Here is a 16,163-nt window from a genome sequence, read left to right as displayed (position 1 = left end):
GATTGGGACGCAGCGCCGTCACCTGTATGCCTGACTGCGGGCGCGCAAAGTGACCACGACGACGGAAGACGAGCCATCTTCACGGAATCGGTGCGCACATCCTGCGTGGGCGAACTAGATCTACTTTCTGGAAAATGAAAATCGCAGCCTGATCGAGTTACATCGAGCTGCCGCAGGCAGAACAAGGATCTTGGCCGACCCTCCAGAGCTTCACATCCGGGTCTCCGGTTGGTGATGCAGATTGCTGGTGGACGCCGCCGCGCGCAGGCCGGGCATCTCGCCGATCCCGCACGGCGCACGTTCGTTCGACCTCGACTTCCGCGAACGCTAGCGCGGCACATCCACTGGCTGGCTTGTTGGCGGAACCACCGAATGAGTACCCCCGATTACCGGACCGTCCATGCGGTGACGCGGCAGGCGACCCCCATGACGACAGGAGAGAATCGAATCATGCCGAAGATGCGCGCGCTTTTCCTGACCCTCGTGATCGGTTGGGCGTTCATCTCGTGCGGAACGCACAGCGACAACGTGCCCCGGACCACGGCCACGGTGACTTCATCACCCTATCTTTTCTTCGGGTGGGGCAACCCTCCTGATCCGGTTGCGGTGATGAAGGAAACCGGCGTCAAGGCGTTCACCCTTTCTTTCATCCTCTCCGGCAATGGCTGCGACCCCGCATGGGACGGCGAACGGCCGCTGGACGGAGACGATGCCACTCAGATCAAGAGAATCCGCGACGCGGGTGGTGACGTCGTCGTCTCCATGGGGGGCAGCGCCCAGGAGGGGCGGAAGCTGGGCGAGGTGTGCCCGGACGAGCAGTCCCTGGCGAACGCGTACCAGAAGGTCATCGACGCCTACCAGCTCAAAGCGATCGACGTCGACATCGAGAAGGGCGAGTTCAAATCCCCTGAAGCGCAAGACCGCGAACTCGGCGCGCTGAAGATCCTCAAGCAGCGGAACCCCGGGCTGAAGACGATCCTGACGTTCCCCACGGAACGCACCGGCCCGAGCGACCTCGGCAAACGGCTCATCCGACGAGCGCACGAGCTCGGCGCCAACGTCGACGTCTTCACGATCATGCCGTTCAACTTCGGGGGCACCGACATGACCCGCGATACGATCTCGGCCACCGAAGGGCTCGCGTCGGAGATCGCCGACGCCTTCGCAATGCCGATCGAAGAGGCGTACCACAAGTCCGGCATATCGTCCAAGAACGGTGGTCTTGAGGAAACCGTGCGGTTGACGGACTTCCACAACTTCCTGGACTACGCCAACGACCGACGCCTCGGCCGATTCACCTTCTGGGCGGTCAACCGCGACCGTCCCGGCGACCCGAGTCATGACGCGGGGAGCGGGATCCCCCAGCGCGACTGGGACTTCACCAGGGTCGTAGCGCGCTACCGCTCCACGGAGCCCTGATCGGTCCGCTCCGAGAACCAGAGGGCCGAATCTGCCCGTGTCACGAAGACTTGCTTATCGAACAGCCCGGGAGGCCAGATGATGTCTTTGCTCCGTCTGCACACCGCCTTGCGCCCGCGTTTGGTCTCTGCCGTTACACGCAGCGTTGTGGAGCCCGTTGTGCGGGCGCCTTATCTGAGCACCGCCCGATGGTTGCCGGAGTTTTTCACGTGGCCCGAGCAAAAGCGGCGATCTTGGCAACGGGACCGGTTGCGCGCTGTCTTGCGGCACGCCCAGCAAGAGGTGCCGTACTACCGCGACGTGCTGGCCGGGCGGGACATGGACGGGATGGACCTCACCGAGCTCCCCGTGATCGACAAGGCGATGATGCGGTCCTGCATGGACGATTTCTTGAGCCGGGGCTGGCGGGACATTCCGCACATCGCCAAGAAGACCGGTGGGAGTACCGGCGACCCGTTCCAGTACCCGCTCGACAAGCGCGCCTGGACGCACATCTACGCGGCTAACCTGTACTTCTGGGAACGCACCGGCTACCGCTACGGAGACCGCCTGGTAATGGTGGGTTCTCCGCCCTCGTTGCAGTCCGCGAGCGAGGGTTTGAAGTCTCGCTTGCGCTCGCTCCTGGAGGGGCGCGTGGTCTCCGCAGCGGGATGCCACATCGACCCGGAGACGAGCCTGGAACGCGCGCTCACGGCCGGGCGCGCGCGGGGTGTGCTCTGGTACGGGTACGCGAGCCATGTCGCAGCGATGGCCGACGCCGTGCTGGAAGCCGGTGTGCGCGTGTCGCCGCCGAAGGCGATCGTCACGACGGCCGAGCTGTTGTTCCCGACCTGGCGCGAGCGCATCGAGCAAGCCTTCGAAGCGCCACTGCGCGACCAGTACGGGTGCAACGACGGCGGCATCATGTCGCAAGAATGTTCGCTCGGTCGGCTTCACCTCGCCGAGAACGTATCGATCGTCGAGATCCTCGACGACGCCGGCCGCCGGTGTCGACCGGGCGAGGAGGGTGACGTGGTCGTGACGAACCTGCACGCCCGGGCGCTGCCCTTCCTGCGATACCGGATCGGGGATCGGGCTGTGCTCGGTGCGGCGACATGTCCATGTGGCACAGAGGGCACATTCCTGGAGCGGGTGGTCGGCCGGCAGGGCGACAGCTTGCATCTGCCGGACGGCAAACACGTTTCCATGCACCCGCTCGGGAAGTGCTTCTTCGATGCCCGTCACGTGCGTCGCTACCAGCTCGTCCAGCCGGAGCCCGGTCGCGTCTTGGTGCGCCTCGATGTCGAACCGGGTTTCGAGGCGGATGAGCGCTCGATGATACTCGGCGAAGTTCGACGCTTGGTGGGCGGCGCAGTCGACATCGACCTGACGACCGACGAGCCGATGGAACGCACTCGGGGCGGCAAACACCGCGTAGTCGTGCGGACCTTCGACTCGGCGTGACTCCGTCGCGCACTGCGTCCCACTTCGTCATCTGCGACGTCAGACGTCCGAGAGCAGTCGCACGCCCCGGCAATGCAGCCCAAGATGAAAAGGCGGCGGGCAGCGGCTCGGGACCGGCGGGACGGTCATTGCTCTACAAGCGCCGCGCCGGCGGTCGCGGCCAAACGATCGTTAGGAGACACCAGTGACGGACCATGACGATTTCCCCGCACCGCAGCAGGGGTTGGTCGTGACGCACTTCCTGACCGTGCGTGACGTCAGCGTCTCGCGAGAATTCTACGTCGACATCTTCGGCGGGCAGGTCGTGCTGGCCGAGAACCCGACCACCGTCCGGATCGCCAACAGCTGGATCATCATGAACCCCGGAGGCGGACCCACACCGGACAAGCCGGACATCAGCCTGACCCCGCCCCAGCCCGGGGACCCGGTCTCGGCGTTCCTGAACATCCGAGTCGCCGATATCGCCGCGTTCTACGCCGACGCCCGCGCGAAGGGCGCGCAATTCCTGACAGAGCCCAAGGACCGCAAGGCGGAGTTGCGGTGCTACCTCCGCGACCCGGACGGGTACCTCATCGAGATCGGACAGGCCACCGGAATGCTGCACGGTGTCTTCGCCGACCGGCCCGCCCCTTCAAGCTGATCCTCTTGCTGCGACCAAGCATGCACGCGCCTCGCAACATCCGGGGTGACGTGGGTGGCCCCCCGACGGCCACCCACGCCCCCTTTCCCCGATTCCCGGTGACGTCCCCGACACCTCACCAGGCGCAGACGCCCCTGTTCGCGAAATCGGCGGCGCATGCAGGGACAGCATGGCGAGCTGCCGGCAGGGAATGCAACAGGCGGAAGGAGATTTCGTGTTCCACTCAGCCACGCCATCACCGAAACCACACAGAAACCTCTTCCAAGACAGGAAATCAGAAGCGGGCGAAGGATTCTGTGGGCCCACGAGCTGACCGGAACAACATCTGCAACACCGCGCTGGGCCTGACCTGGGCTTTGGTTCGGCAACCTCGTCGTCGATGTCGCCTCTGGTGACCGACTGTTCGTAGTGCAACGCTCCTTCCTTCGCGTCGGTGAATCAGCGGGTCCGCCGGCTGCTCAGTGGCCACGGAACGTGGGCGGGACAAAAGTCCCCTTTTCCTCACCGAAGTCCGGCACTACCGTCGAAAACGCAGTACATGAAAGCCATCGGTGATGTCTTTCCGCCGATGGCTCGGGGAATAATCGCGTACTCCCGCCATTCGCCATCAGAGGAGCGCGCCTGGTGTTGTCATTGCGCACAGCACGATTTTCAACCAGAGACCCGCTGAAACCATTCATTGCACCCAACAGCGATGATGAGGAACCGCCATGAAGATCAGCAATGTCTTCGGTCGTCAGCGCACCAACTGGGGAGGTTGGGGCGGCTGGGGCTGGGGCGGCTGGGGTTGGGGCGGCTGGGGTTGGGGCGGCTGGGGTGGCTGGGGCGGCTGGGGCCGCTGGGGTGGCTGGTAACCCCGCCCTAGTACTCCCAGAGACCACATCCAGATCAGCCAATTCCTAGCTAGCGTGCTCAACCGGTTGCTCCCACCCAGAAGGTGTCACACCCTGCTGCCGACTGGAAGCAAACAGATATGGGCGGTTGTGCTGCCGTTTCTACTGGACAGCACAACCGCCGCTTTCGTGCCTCAAAGCCGGCCGCCGCCCTAGCACAGCCAGCGCTCCATCACGAGGCGCAAGGACCTTCTGCTCTATAAGCGCGAGCTGCATCGATCCACTCTCGACGGGTCAGTCGTCAGCCGCCGATCGGCGGTCCACGGTCAGCCGTCGAATGCTGCCTCGTCGGGTACGTGCTGGGCTTGCCGGTTCCGGATCGACGTCGGTAGCGGGCGGTAAGCCCGAAAACCCCTTGGAGAAGATCACGATGAGCAGTGGCGCCAAGCCCGTCGGGACAACGCTCGTCGAGCCTCGCACGCAGGAATGGCTGGACCAGCTTGCCGCTGCCGGGGGCACGCCGCTTTACGAGCTGTCGCCGCAGGACGCGCGCGACGTGCTGCGGGGAGCCCAGACCAGCGTTCCGGTCGAGGTGATGCCCGCCGATGTCGAGGATCGCGTGATCCCGGGTGGACCGACCGACGAGGTGAGCATTCGCATCGTCAAGCCCCAGAACACCACCGGCCCGCTGCCGGTGATCGTCCACTCGCACGGCGGCGGTTGGATTCTCGGGGACAAGGACACCCACGATCGCCTCGTGCGGGAGCTGGCGAACGTGGCCCGGGCGGCAGTCGTTTTCGTCGACTACACCCCGGCACCCGAGGCGCACTACCCGGTGCAGAACGAGCAGGCCTACACCGCGCTTGAGTGGGTGGCGGCCAACGCTGCGGACTTCGGTGCCGACCCGAGGCGGATCGCGCTGTTCGGCGACAGCGTCGGCGGCAACATGACGGCGGCGCTGACGCTGATGGCCAAGCAGCGCAGTGGTCCGCGGATCGCGGCACAGGTGCTGTTCTACCCGGTCACCGACGCCGATCTGGATACCGACTCCTACCGGCAGTACGCGGAGGGCCCCTGGCTGACGCGTGCCGCGATGCAGTGGTTCTGGAATGCGTATCTGCCCGATGAGAAGCAGCGCTGGGAGCCGACGGTCTCGCCGCTGGAGGCGTCGATCGACCAGTTGCGCGGACTGCCGCCGGCGCTGGTGGTCACCGACGATGATGTGCTCCGCGACGAGGGCGAGGCATACGCGAGCAAGCTCGCGCAGGCGGGCGTGCCGGTGACCCAGGTGCGCTATGGCGGGACGATCCACGACTTCGCGCTCCTCAACCCGATCGCGGACACACCGGCGCCCCGCGCCGCGATCGCGCAAGCCGGTCAATTCCTACGCCAGCACCTGGACACCTAGGAACCTCGGCGCATTCCTCGCAACGGCACGAATAATCCATAGTGGACGAACGAGGTATGCGCATGCGCTCTGAGGGCGAACGGCCATGTGACCGGGGCTTCATCGGCGGGCGGGGAGGGACGTCTCATGGGGCAGCTCGAGGGGAAGGTCGCCGTGATCACCGGCGGTTCCGAGGGTATTGGAGCGGCCACCGCTCGGCGTTTCGCCTTGGAACGTGCGACCGTGTTCGTCACCGGTCGGCGACAGGCCGAGTTGGACACCACCGCGAAGGCGATCAACGCGCAGAACGACCGCGGACAAGCCATCGCCGTGCGGAGCGACGTGTCCTCGCTCGAAGATCTCGACCGCATCTACGCCCAGGTCGGTGACCACAGCGGCCGCATCGACGTGCTTTTCGCGAACGCAGGCGTGGCCGAGCTCGCGCGGCTGGAAGACGTCAGCGAGGAGCATTTCGACCGCATCTTCGGCGTCAACGTCCGGGGGTTGCTGTTCACGGTGCAGAAGGCGCTGCCGCTGCTGTCGGATGGCGCATCGGTCATCCTGACGTCGTCCATCGCCGCGTCCAAGGGCGTCGAGGCGTCGAGCGTCTACAGCGCCGCCAAGGCCGCCGTTCGCAACTTCGCGCGGACCTGGGCGGTGGAGCTGGCGGGGCGCCGCATCCGGGTCAATGCGGTCAGCCCAGGTCCGATCGAGACTCCGATGTTCTCCGGCATCACGGCCGGTCCGGCTCGGGAGACCGACTTCAAGGAGGCTCTCCTGGCCGGCATGCCCCTCGGCCGGCTGGGAGACCCGGACGAGGTAGCCGCAGCCGCGCTCTTCCTGGCAACTGATGCCAGCAGTTTCACCACCGGTGCCGAGCTCTTCGTCGACGGAGGACTTGCCCAGGCCTGACGGCAATCCCGCTCCTCGCCCGAGTCCACTCCGGCACGCGAACGCGCGATCCGCGGCCCGCGCGGCACGAACGCCGAAGGCTGTCGCCGGCCGGAAAACCGGTGGCAGGCCCGGACGGCCCTGGTGAAGATCGCGGCATGCCCAACTTCCTGGAAACCGGCCGGCTCGTCCTGCGCGCGTTCACAGCGGCCGACACCGACCACCTGCTCGCCCTGGACAACGATCCCGAGGTCATGCGCTTCATCAACGGTGGCCGCCCCACCAGCCGCGAGACGATCGAGACGCGTACCCTGCCGCGGCTCCTGCACGACTACCCGTGCTGGGAGACTCGCGGATACTGGGCCGCGCAGGAGAAGAGCAGCGGTACCTTCCTGGGTTGGTTCGAGTTCCGGCCGCTGGAGGAGAACACCCCTACTGCGGTCGAACTCGGCTACCGGTTGAACCAGGCGGCATGGGAGAAAGGCTACGCCACCGAAGGTTCCCGGGCCCTGATCCACAAGGGGTTCACGCACCTGGAGGTCGAGCGCGTCACGGCGAACACGATGGCCGTCAACTCTCGTTCCCGTCGTGTCATGGAGAAGTCGGGCCTGTCGTTCGTCCGGAACTTCACCGGGGACTGGCCGGAGGCGATCGAGGGCTCCGAGCACGGCGAAGTCGAGTACGAACTCACCCGGACCGAATGGGAACAGCTCCGTTAGACAACGACCCCGTCCACGAGCGAGCGCAGCACCTGCGTCGTCGCCGAGCCGAGTCAGCGCGCGAGCCACTCCCGATAGGTGGTCTTGGAGATGACGGCGTCGCCCTTGGCGATGAGGACGTCGCGCGGGGCGGCGGCGAACATGCCGGCGCTGTTGTCGGTGACGACGGTGCGATGGTCACCACGGGCGGCGAGGGTGATCTTGCCCAGCTCGTCGAGTGCGAAGACCTCGGGGCCGGCGACGTTGCGGGTGCCCTGCAGCGGGTCGCCCAGGCTGACGTCGGCCACGGCACGGGCGACGTCGGCCGCGGCCATGGGCTGGACGAGAGTGGCGGGCAGGCGGACGGTCTTCTCGTCGGCTGTCCAGGACAGCACCGCGTCGATGAACTCGAAGAACTGCGTGGCGCGGACGATCGAGTACGGCAGGGGGCCGGCCTTGAGGATGTCCTCCTGCAGCACCTTCGCGCGGTAGTAGACCAGGTCCGGCACCTGGTCGGCGCCCACGATCGAGAGGATGACCGCGTGGCCGACGCCCGCGGCCTCGGCTGCCGTCAGCAGGTTGTCCATCGTTTTCTGGAAGAACTCGAGCGAGGCTTCGTCGAAGGTCGGCGAGTTCGTCAAGTTGACGACGACGTCGGCCTCGTCCAGCGCTTCCGGCAGGCCCTGCCTGCTGAGCAGGTCCAGACCGGTGGACGGCGAGTGCGGCACCGCCTGCTGCCCGCTCGCGTTCAGGATCTTGACCACCTGCGAGCCGATGAGCCCGGTGCCACCGATGACAGCGATCTTCATTTCGTCGACCTTCCGTGTTCCCGGCGATGAGATGTCCGAGCCTTGAACACGACGGGTCTCGCGGTCAGCTCGTGCGCGGGGCCCGGCGGCTCGTGCGCCGGACGAGCTCTTCCTCGTCCACCAAGGTGAGCATGGGTTTGCCCGGTTCGCAGAACATGGTGACGGTGAAGCGCACCGGGATGTCGTCGCGGTTGTTGCCGTCCTGGTAGTGGATGACGTCGCCACCTGGCTCCCAGAACGCCTCACCGGCCCGGACGACGCGCGCCGGCTGACCTTCGAGCTCGAACACCATCTCGCCGTCCAGCACGTAGCCGAAGGCCGGTCCGGGGTGCCGATGCGGAGGGGTGCCGGGGTCGCCCGGTGGGAACTCGACGACGATGGTCGTCACGTGCGCACCCGCCGGGATGAAGGGAGGCTCCGCCTCCTGCACCACGGTGACCGCCGACTGCCACGCGTTCGATCGTGGCTTCTCCCTGTCGTTCGTCGACTCGATGCCTGGCATGAAAAGACCTCCCCGAGGAACGGGATGCGGAGGATCCGCTCAGCCCCTAGCGGGGCATGACCGGCCGTACGGCAAGGATCAGGAAGAAGCCGCTGACGCCATGACCGGCTCCAGCATGCCGTTGGCGGCGGGGCATCGACGTGGGGCTTTGGTCCTGTAGCCGAGCTCGAGTTCGAGGTGGAGGTGCTCGCATCGCCGGAGCTTCGGGAGCATATCGCCGCGTCGGCACGGACCACGGCAACGCTCTACGACTGAAGGTGATCTCGCCCGTGCGTGCGGCAAGTGGCGCACTCAGTCACACCCGGACGTACCGTCAGCACCGGGAATCACTCGTCCGGTCCGGATCGTGCGGGACATCGAACGCTCCTCGGGCACGGCGAGACCGCTGCGGGCTATCCGGGCCGTGGTCGAGCTCCCCGAACAGCGCCGCCGCATTCACTGCGGTGGACTTGGCCCATGATCCAGTGCTGAGCAGGGCCAACATCAGGACGCCCAGGCCGAGGCAGAGCACCATCCACCACACGCCTTGCGCTACTTCGGTGTAGCTGGCCGACCCAGCCGTCAGGGCTGGGCCGACGATCGTGCCGGCGATCGCGACGCCCAGCGTGGTGCCGGTTTGCCGGCCGGCGGAGGCCAGCGATCCGGCCACCCCGGCCATCGACCGCGGCATGCCGGCGACAGCCGTGTTGGTGATGGGTGGGTTGACCATGCCCAGGAAGATGCCGATCAGCAGGCAGACCGCGAGTACGAATGGCAGCGGCGTCTCGGGTGACAGCCACATCGATGCCCCTCCGCCCAAGGCAAGGGCCGCCCCAGCGATCACGAGCGGAATCCGCGAACCACGTGCCCCGACCAGCCGTCCGGTGAAGGGCGAGAGCACCACGACCAGGGCCCCGACCGGAACCAGGCACAACCCCGCTGACAACGCCGACATGCCGCGCACGTCCTGGAGATACAGGGTGGTCACGAACAGGAAGGCGCTGAACCCACACAGAGCGAAGAGCGCCATGAGGATCGCCGCGCTGAACGGCACACTGCGGAACAGGCGCAACTCCAGCAGCGGATCTGCCCGACGTGGTTCGTAGCAGACGATGCCCAGAGCACTCGCGATGGCGACGGCGAACAGGCCGAGGATGGCCGGTGAACTCCAGCCCAGCGACCTGGACTCGATGACCGCGTAGACGACGCATCCCATCAGGAGCGCCACCAGAATCTGGCCGATCGGGTCGAGCCGGCGGGCACGGGCAGCGCGGGACTCGGGAATGAAGATCGCGGCGCACACGATCGCGGCGGCCACGATCGGCACGTTGACGAAGAAAACCGAGCGCCAGCCGAAGACATCGACCAGCGCGCCACCGAGGACCGGCCCCAGAGCCAGGGACAGGCCGGTCGTCGAACCGAACACACCGATCGCCCGCGCCCGCTCGGCCGGCTCCGTGAACGTGTTGGCCACGATCGCCATCGCCACCGGATTGAGCATGGTGCCGCCGACGGCCTGGAGCGCTCGCGCCGCGATCAGCCACTCGATTGTCGACGCCAGCCCGCACAACAGTGACCCGAGTCCGAAGACAGCGAGTCCGACGAGGAATACACGTCGTCGGCCGAGGCGGTCGGCCATCGAGCCCGCCAGAACGAGAAAACTCGCCAGCACCAGGGTGTAGGCGTCGACCGTCCACTGAAGACCAGCCGCCGACGCAGCCAGGTCGCGTCGAATGGCCGGCAGCGCGACATTGACGATCGAGATGTCCATCACCACGACGATCACGCTGGCGCAGCAGATCGCGAGAACCAGCAGTCGGCGCCGTTGATCGGTACCCCTCTTCGGCGACGAGAACGGGGTCGGGAGATTCATGTGGAGGAACGCTACGATTTAGAGCGTGCTCGAAGTCAACCGAGACGTGCCGGATCCGATCCCCGAGGCGGGACTGAGCATCGCCGAAGCCGCGCGTCGTAGCGGCGTCAGCGCGCACACCTTGCGCTACTACGAGCGAGCCGGCCTGGTCGTCACTCCGGTGGACCGCACCCGCGGAGGCCGCCGCCGATACCACAGGCTCGACCTCGAGTGGATCACCATCTGCACCAGGCTGCGCGCGACCGGCATGCCCATCAGAGGCATCCGCCGCTACGCCCAGCTCGTGGCCGCCGGCAGGGGCAACGAGCACGACCGCCTGGACCTGCTCGAGTCGCACCGCGACCAAGTGCTCGCCCAGATCTCCGATCTCCAAGAGAATCTGGAGCTCATCGGCCACAAGATCGACGTCTACCGAGGCCGCCTCGACGCCGGAGATGCCGACAAGCTGTGGGCGCCTCGCTGACGAGCGACCCATCCCGTCATCGCCATACTTCGCAACGACCAGCGAGGGTCGTGATCATCAGCGGAAGCCGGTGATGGTGGTGCTGTCGAACCTGTCGGCGAATTGTGCGGCGACAAGGCTGCCTGGTGCCGCCACCGGGGCGAGTTGCCACGGCTTCCCATGTACGCGGTTCCAGTCGTCGAGTTCAGGATTGGGCACAACGGTGCCAGTGGCGCGGTCGAGCAGCAGGAGTTCGCCGTCGTGGTAGCCGTCGCCTGCCGCGATCGCGGCGATGGCGTCCGGAAGGAAGGCGAAGGGCGAGCCACTGGTCTCTGCCAACTCAAGGGTTTCGTTCGTCCAGCGCACGGAGCCGTTGACATCGACGAGATGCCACGGCCCCTGCGATTCCAACCGGTTCAGAGTTTTCTGGTCTGCTCGTTGGTCGCCGACGAGCACGTCCGAGCTGTGCGGATCCGAGTAGCCGGCTCCCAAGCGGGGTGGGCCGCTGATCTCGATCCCGGTTCGCGCGTTGAACGCACGCAACTCGCCCTGCGGGGTTTGGACCCCGATGAACCCGTTTTCCGTTCCTGTGATCACTGTGCTCCCGGGAGCTGCTATCAGCCGCCATAGTTCGCGGCCGTCCCGGGCATCGACCGCGACGGTGACGCCCGGGGGCGTCGGCCCCTGTTGGCTGGAGCCTGCCCAGTCCTTGACCGCGACGGCGTCGCAACGCATCACGACCACATCGGAGGTCGTCACCGGATGCCCACCGCTCTCGCACGAACTGGCAGTGATCGGTCGCTGCCACAGCAGCGCGTTCGTGCGCGGGTCACGGGCCTCGACACTGGCTGGCTCATAATTGTTCACACGCGCGATGATGAGTGCCTGTGCGGTCTCGGTCGTCGTGATCTGGCTTTCCACGCCGTATACGGGGTCGGTGGATTGCCAGAGCTGTTCGCCGGTGAAGGCGTCGAAGGCCACGAGAGAATGGTGGTACCCAGGTCGATCGTGGGGCTGGTCGTCCACCAAGCCGGTGTACGTCGTGAAGCCGAATGCCACCGTTCGGCCGGAATCGAAAACGTGCACACCGGTGACGGATTCGATGTCATCGCGTCGGTAGTGCCAACGCTCGCCGCCGGTTGTGCCGTCCAGCGCGACGATCCCGGAATCAAGCCAGACGACGACACCGGCGCCGGCGGCACGAATCTCGTACGCCTCCTCGCCTGGAAATGTTCGTTGCCATGCGGGTCGCAGGTGGGATGTCGGCAGGGCGGCGGGCGCAGTAGGTGCAGCGGTGGTCGCGTCAACATGCCGGGAGTCCCCGATGCGAACATCCACCAGCACACCGGCGGCGATCACGACCGCGAGCCCGGCGACCGGCAAAGTCATGCTGGACACCGGGCGTGGCCGAGCGCTGTAGGCGCCGATCCCCGCAAGCACGGTCCCCAGGCCCGCACCGATCAAGGCGGGAAGCGCCAGCGCGGCCTGATTGCCCGGCGCATAACCAGGCTCTGTATGACCGGAGACCAGAAGCAGCATCAGCACGACAGCAACGCAGACCACGCCTCCCACAGCGGCCACGGCAAGAAGGCGCGACCACCGCCGCAGTGCGACGGTCACCAGCACCGCCAGCAGCGGCACCAGTACCCACCCTGCCAGCAGCGCCGCGGACGGAGCGGCGAGATCGGCGGAACCGCCGGAATCGGCGGTGCGCAGACGCCCGCCCGGATCGCCACCCAGCCACGCGAACAGCATGAGCCCGGCCGCGCCGATCAGCAGCCCCGCACCCACCAGCGCCAGCCATCCCCGCACCCGGTCCCCAGAAGTGCGCCGGGCCGAGGACTCGCAGGCCCTCGTCGTTGGCTTGGTCGTATCCGTCACACGAGCTCCCGCATTCGCCGGATCCATCGCCGGGTCTGACGCAGGAACGCCACGCTCTGGTTCCACCCAATCGCACGGGTGAAGCCGACGAAGCCGCACCGCCTGCTCGACGCGTCGCCAACATCTTCAGCGCTCGCCTCGAAGAATGGCTGGGATACGACACGACCGCACCGTCCACACCAGACCAACACGCGGTCGAGATGCCCGGCCAATCCTCGTGCGCTCGACGGTCTGCCGTCGTGCTCGATGGATTCCGCCGCCCGCCGCTGCGGGCTCGCGCTCATCCGAACCCGATGAGCTCGGTCGTGCCGGGAGTGAGGCTCGCGAGGGGGGATCGCATCACGATCAGCGTTCCCGGGGCGGCTACGACGCTGAGCCGAATTCGATCCGGCGTTCTCCCCTCCACGTCGTACCACGGCGTGCTGTGCAGCTCGCGCAGTTCCAGGCCGGTGTTTCGGTCGAGCAGCACCAGTCGTTCACGGTACCGCCCGCCGGATTCGTCGTTGCCCGAGGCGAACTCGTCGTTGACCAAGGCGACGGCATCCGGCAGGTATGTCAGAGCCTGCTTGCCTTCGGGCACGGACGCCAAGCCGGACCGCGGGCCGTCGGCCTTCCACCGCAAGCCCTCGCCGGGCTGGAACAGACCGAGCCCACCACGTTCTTCGTACCCGAATTCGCCCGCCACGGCTGGGCCGCTCGGGTCCGCGTAGAACTCCGTGAAACCCGGGTTGGGGCCCGTTTCCCGCCCGGTGCGGGCGTCCACGAACCGGCCCCTGGCGAACGACAGATCATCTGGACTGGACAGGATGACCGCGCCGTTCGACGTGACGGCCCTGGCATTGTCCTGCCGCCACAGCTCGGTGCCGGTGCGGGCATCCAGCGCCAGGACTCCACGGACGTTGCCGTCGCTCCCGCATGTCAGTGGCACGAACACGACGTCGGCGGTCGCGTGCGGTCGAACGTCGGAGTTCGGGCATTCCGGCGGCCGCGCCCAACTCCACCGGACGTTCCCGGTGCGCGAGTCCCTGACCACGTGCGGCGCCTCGTCGCCGTTGTCGTCCCGGCTGATCAGAGTCGTCTCGCTGGCGGTCGACTTGGAGCTCAACGGCGGCAGCCCGCCGTCGTACGGGGCCGAGGCGTACTGCCACAGCTCCTCGCCGGTAAAGGCATCGAAGGCGCGGTGCTGATCGACGTGCTCGTCCCCCGATTCGAGCCGGAGCGTCACGACGACGGTGCGACCGTGGTCCAATGCGAACACCTCGTAGACGACGTCGAGGTCGTCGCGACGGTAGTGCCATCTCTCGGCGCCGGTGACTCCGTCCAGCGCGGTGATCCCGGAACCGGTCACCAGCACTGGCCCGGCCCCGGCCGACATCACGTCGAAGAGCTCGTCCCCGGTTCGCCAACGCCACTTCTCGGTCAGGTGCGAGGTGGGCAGCGGCGCGGCGACCCCGGGCTCGGCGGTGGTCGCGTCGACGTGCTTCACCTCGGACAGCACAAACGCCACCGAGCTCGCGGCGATCGCCACCACCAAGAGTCCGCCGGCGATGGACACCGCCGCTCGCCGCGTTCGGAGATCGACCCTCGGCACTCGGTCGCCTCGCGTGGCCAGGAACGTTCCCACGGCGGCCCCCACGGTCGCGACCAGCGTCAGGAACGACTGGTCTCCTGGGCGCCCCTCCCGGTACAGCCCGGAAACCGCCAGCAGCACGACCAGCACGGCCAAGCAGCCGAGCCCGACCAGGCCCACAGCATCGACTCGACGCCCACCGCCCGCCGGCGTACTCCCACGGCGCGCCCGCCACTGGACATGCGCCAGCAGCGCGGTCCACACCGGGATGAAAATCCAAGCCACGACCACGATCAACGGTGGGGCGAAGCGGTCCCCGCCGGGCTCGCCCGCGTTGACGGGCACCCCGCCCGGATCGCCGAACAACCACGTCACGAGCACCAGAACGACAGAGCCGACGAGCAACCCGACGCCGATCGACGTTCGCCCCGCCGACCGTCCCTGCAAACCATCCCGCACAACCGGCTGGGACACCGACGAACCATTGGTCACTGCAAAACAGCCTTCCTCGTGGGAATTCAATGATCCGACGCCGCGCCGGGCCGAACCGTTCCACCGGATTGCGATCACTGTCGGCGGCTCCATCGCAACGCCCCCGGGCTGATCGACGCAGCCTCAGCCATGCTCTACTCGGGCGGATACCGCAGTGCCACCGCCGCGGCGCAGGCTTTGATCGCTATTGGATCGCTGTGCGGTACGTGCGGCGGCAAATGTCCAGGTAACTGCGAACTTCGGATCTCGTCTGCTCGCGCAAGCGGCCGTTTCGCCGATCCGAGGTTTCGGCCCACACCGGGTTTTCGCTGGGATAGCGTGATCATCGTGTACCGGCTCAAGCGTTTGATCGTCACTGTGCTCGCCGTCCTGTTGGTCGCCGGCTGTTCGACCGGGATGGAAAAGTCACTCTCGCCGCGCAGGACTGCGCCGGTGGCGAAGTACGACTTGGAGGGCGACGAGTTCTTCGGCGGCTTCACCGCGGCCAAGTTGCGCACGGTGGACCCATGTCCGCTGCTGCACGGCACCAACCTCTTGAGGTACGGCGTTCCCATCACCGAGGAGTTCGGGGGCGAACTCGGGTCGTGCTCGATTCGCATGACAGCCCACAGCGGTGGGGTGTTGCACATCGCGGTGGCCATGGACTATCCCGCGTTCGTGGAAGCCGGGAATCGTATCGGCGGCCTGCCCGCATTGATCAGGAGCGACTCGGGCGGATGCGACGTTCACGTCGTTTATCAGGGCGGCGGAGCAGAGGACACGCCACGGACGGTGCGGGTGAGGGTCGAAAGCCAAGAGCTCCCAGAGACTTGCTCCCCGGCGGTGCAGATCATGACCGAGGTGGTGGAGCAGCTGCGGACGGACCCGCCGATCGCGATTCGGTCGGCGGACGAGCTGGCCGGGATCGATCCGTGCGTCCTGTTCGATCCGCTCGCAGGCCAAGATCCGCAGGTGGGCGTGACCGCCAAGCCCGAGCCGCGAGGAATTTACGAGTGCGGCTGGGAGCTGCCCAGCGGTGTCCGGATGGACGTGTCGTTCGACGACGGGTCCAAGGACCCCAGCGGGCTGCCTGTCGACATCGGCGGGAAGCCCGCATCGGTCATCCCGGACCCCCCGGATGCCTCCTGCCAGGTCGAGTGGGAACACCGGCAGCCACCGGACGAAAGCAGGTTCGCGATCGAGAAGGTCGTGGTGGTCGCGACCAACCGCAGTCCGGCCCAGATCGACCCCTGCGCGAGCGCGGTCGGCTTCGCGCAGCAGGTGAAGGCCAAGCTTCCACCCACCTGACGCCCGGCAAGATCTGT

At 66.8% G+C, this 16,163-nt stretch carries 14 protein-coding genes; 9 read left to right on the top strand and 5 right to left on the bottom strand.

Features of this window, described 5'->3' with window-relative positions:
• Positions 1 to 450: 450 nt before the first annotated feature.
• The 7 genes from AC07FN_RS09170 to AC07FN_RS09140 all read left to right on the top strand — a co-directional run bounded on the left by AC07FN_RS09170 (position 451) and on the right by AC07FN_RS09140 (position 7,332).
• Complete coding sequence (locus AC07FN_RS09170; protein WP_478395158.1) at positions 451 to 1,419, top strand: chitinase; 969 nt, start codon at positions 451 to 453, stop codon at positions 1,417 to 1,419.
• Between the two features lie 78 nt (positions 1,420 to 1,497).
• Positions 1,498 to 2,862, top strand: a complete 1,365-nt coding sequence (locus AC07FN_RS09165) for a phenylacetate--CoA ligase family protein (protein WP_478395157.1) — start codon at positions 1,498 to 1,500, stop codon at positions 2,860 to 2,862.
• A 184-nt stretch (positions 2,863 to 3,046) separates the two neighbouring features.
• The gene (locus tag AC07FN_RS09160; protein ID WP_358497382.1) at positions 3,047 to 3,502 is read left to right on the top strand and encodes a VOC family protein; all 456 of its coding nucleotides are present in this window, start codon (positions 3,047 to 3,049) and stop codon (positions 3,500 to 3,502) included.
• Positions 3,503 to 4,212: 710 nt separating this feature from the next.
• The gene (locus AC07FN_RS09155) at positions 4,213 to 4,356 is read left to right on the top strand and encodes a hypothetical protein (protein WP_478395156.1); all 144 of its coding nucleotides are present in this window, start codon (positions 4,213 to 4,215) and stop codon (positions 4,354 to 4,356) included.
• 409 nt (positions 4,357 to 4,765) lie between these two features.
• The gene (locus AC07FN_RS09150; RefSeq protein WP_478395155.1) at positions 4,766 to 5,743 is read left to right on the top strand and encodes an alpha/beta hydrolase; all 978 of its coding nucleotides are present in this window, start codon (positions 4,766 to 4,768) and stop codon (positions 5,741 to 5,743) included.
• Between the two features lie 126 nt (positions 5,744 to 5,869).
• Positions 5,870 to 6,634: an SDR family NAD(P)-dependent oxidoreductase gene (locus AC07FN_RS09145; RefSeq protein WP_478395154.1), complete on the top strand. Its 765-nt coding sequence runs from the start codon at positions 5,870 to 5,872 to the stop codon at positions 6,632 to 6,634.
• 137 nt (positions 6,635 to 6,771) lie between these two features.
• Positions 6,772 to 7,332: a GNAT family N-acetyltransferase gene (locus tag AC07FN_RS09140; protein WP_478395153.1), complete on the top strand. Its 561-nt coding sequence runs from the start codon at positions 6,772 to 6,774 to the stop codon at positions 7,330 to 7,332.
• A 53-nt stretch (positions 7,333 to 7,385) separates the two neighbouring features.
• On the opposite strand, the gene AC07FN_RS09135 is transcribed toward AC07FN_RS09140, so the two are convergent.
• The 3 genes from AC07FN_RS09135 to AC07FN_RS09125 form a co-directional block, all read right to left on the bottom strand.
• On the bottom strand, positions 7,386 to 8,120 hold the full coding sequence (locus AC07FN_RS09135; protein ID WP_478395152.1) for an SDR family oxidoreductase: 735 nt from the start codon (positions 8,118 to 8,120) through the stop codon (positions 7,386 to 7,388).
• Positions 8,121 to 8,184: 64 nt separating this feature from the next.
• Positions 8,185 to 8,622 carry a cupin domain-containing protein gene (locus AC07FN_RS09130; protein ID WP_478395151.1) on the bottom strand — a complete coding sequence of 146 codons (438 nt, stop codon included), beginning with the start codon at positions 8,620 to 8,622 and terminating at the stop codon, positions 8,185 to 8,187.
• Positions 8,623 to 8,935: 313 nt separating this feature from the next.
• The gene (locus AC07FN_RS09125) at positions 8,936 to 10,474 is read right to left on the bottom strand and encodes an MFS transporter (RefSeq protein ID WP_478395150.1); all 1,539 of its coding nucleotides are present in this window, start codon (positions 10,472 to 10,474) and stop codon (positions 8,936 to 8,938) included.
• Positions 10,475 to 10,499: 25 nt separating this feature from the next.
• Between AC07FN_RS09125 and AC07FN_RS09120 the strand changes: the two genes are divergently transcribed.
• Positions 10,500 to 10,937: a MerR family transcriptional regulator gene (locus tag AC07FN_RS09120; protein ID WP_478395149.1), complete on the top strand. Its 438-nt coding sequence runs from the start codon at positions 10,500 to 10,502 to the stop codon at positions 10,935 to 10,937.
• Positions 10,938 to 10,994: 57 nt separating this feature from the next.
• On the opposite strand, the gene AC07FN_RS09115 is transcribed toward AC07FN_RS09120, so the two are convergent.
• Entirely contained in the window at positions 10,995 to 12,728 is a 1,734-nt protein-coding gene (locus AC07FN_RS09115; RefSeq protein WP_478395148.1) for an outer membrane protein assembly factor BamB family protein, read from the bottom strand.
• Positions 12,729 to 13,077: 349 nt separating this feature from the next.
• Positions 13,078 to 14,841 carry an outer membrane protein assembly factor BamB family protein gene (locus AC07FN_RS09110; RefSeq protein ID WP_478395147.1) on the bottom strand — a complete coding sequence of 588 codons (1,764 nt, stop codon included), beginning with the start codon at positions 14,839 to 14,841 and terminating at the stop codon, positions 13,078 to 13,080.
• 147 nt (positions 14,842 to 14,988) lie between these two features.
• Here AC07FN_RS09110 and AC07FN_RS09105 point away from each other — a divergent pair, with 147 nt between their 5' ends.
• Entirely contained in the window at positions 14,989 to 16,146 is a 1,158-nt protein-coding gene (locus AC07FN_RS09105; RefSeq protein WP_478395146.1) for a hypothetical protein, read from the top strand.
• Positions 16,147 to 16,163 lie beyond the last annotated feature (17 nt).

The organism is Saccharopolyspora sp. NPDC045941, from assembly GCF_056431445.1.
This window is presented reverse-complemented; position numbering and strand designations above follow the sequence as displayed.

What these genes read in the sequence shown, in the direction of transcription:
- AC07FN_RS09135 (WP_478395152.1), bottom strand. Translation starts at nt 8,120, where the DNA reads ATGAAGATCGCTGTCATCGGTGGCACCGGGCTCATCGGCTCGCAGGTG.
- AC07FN_RS09125 (WP_478395150.1), bottom strand. Translation starts at nt 10,474, where the DNA reads ATGAATCTCCCGACCCCGTTCTCGTCGCCGAAGAGGGGTACCGATCAA.
- AC07FN_RS09130 (WP_478395151.1), bottom strand. Translation starts at nt 8,622, where the DNA reads ATGCCAGGCATCGAGTCGACGAACGACAGGGAGAAGCCACGATCGAAC.
- AC07FN_RS09170 (WP_478395158.1), top strand. Translation starts at nt 451, where the DNA reads ATGCCGAAGATGCGCGCGCTTTTCCTGACCCTCGTGATCGGTTGGGCG.
- AC07FN_RS09105 (WP_478395146.1), top strand. Translation starts at nt 14,989, where the DNA reads ATGCTCTACTCGGGCGGATACCGCAGTGCCACCGCCGCGGCGCAGGCT.
- AC07FN_RS09165 (WP_478395157.1), top strand. Translation starts at nt 1,498, where the DNA reads ATGATGTCTTTGCTCCGTCTGCACACCGCCTTGCGCCCGCGTTTGGTC.
- AC07FN_RS09145 (WP_478395154.1), top strand. Translation starts at nt 5,870, where the DNA reads ATGGGGCAGCTCGAGGGGAAGGTCGCCGTGATCACCGGCGGTTCCGAG.
- AC07FN_RS09150 (WP_478395155.1), top strand. Translation starts at nt 4,766, where the DNA reads ATGAGCAGTGGCGCCAAGCCCGTCGGGACAACGCTCGTCGAGCCTCGC.
- AC07FN_RS09140 (WP_478395153.1), top strand. Translation starts at nt 6,772, where the DNA reads ATGCCCAACTTCCTGGAAACCGGCCGGCTCGTCCTGCGCGCGTTCACA.
- AC07FN_RS09155 (WP_478395156.1), top strand. Translation starts at nt 4,213, where the DNA reads ATGAAGATCAGCAATGTCTTCGGTCGTCAGCGCACCAACTGGGGAGGT.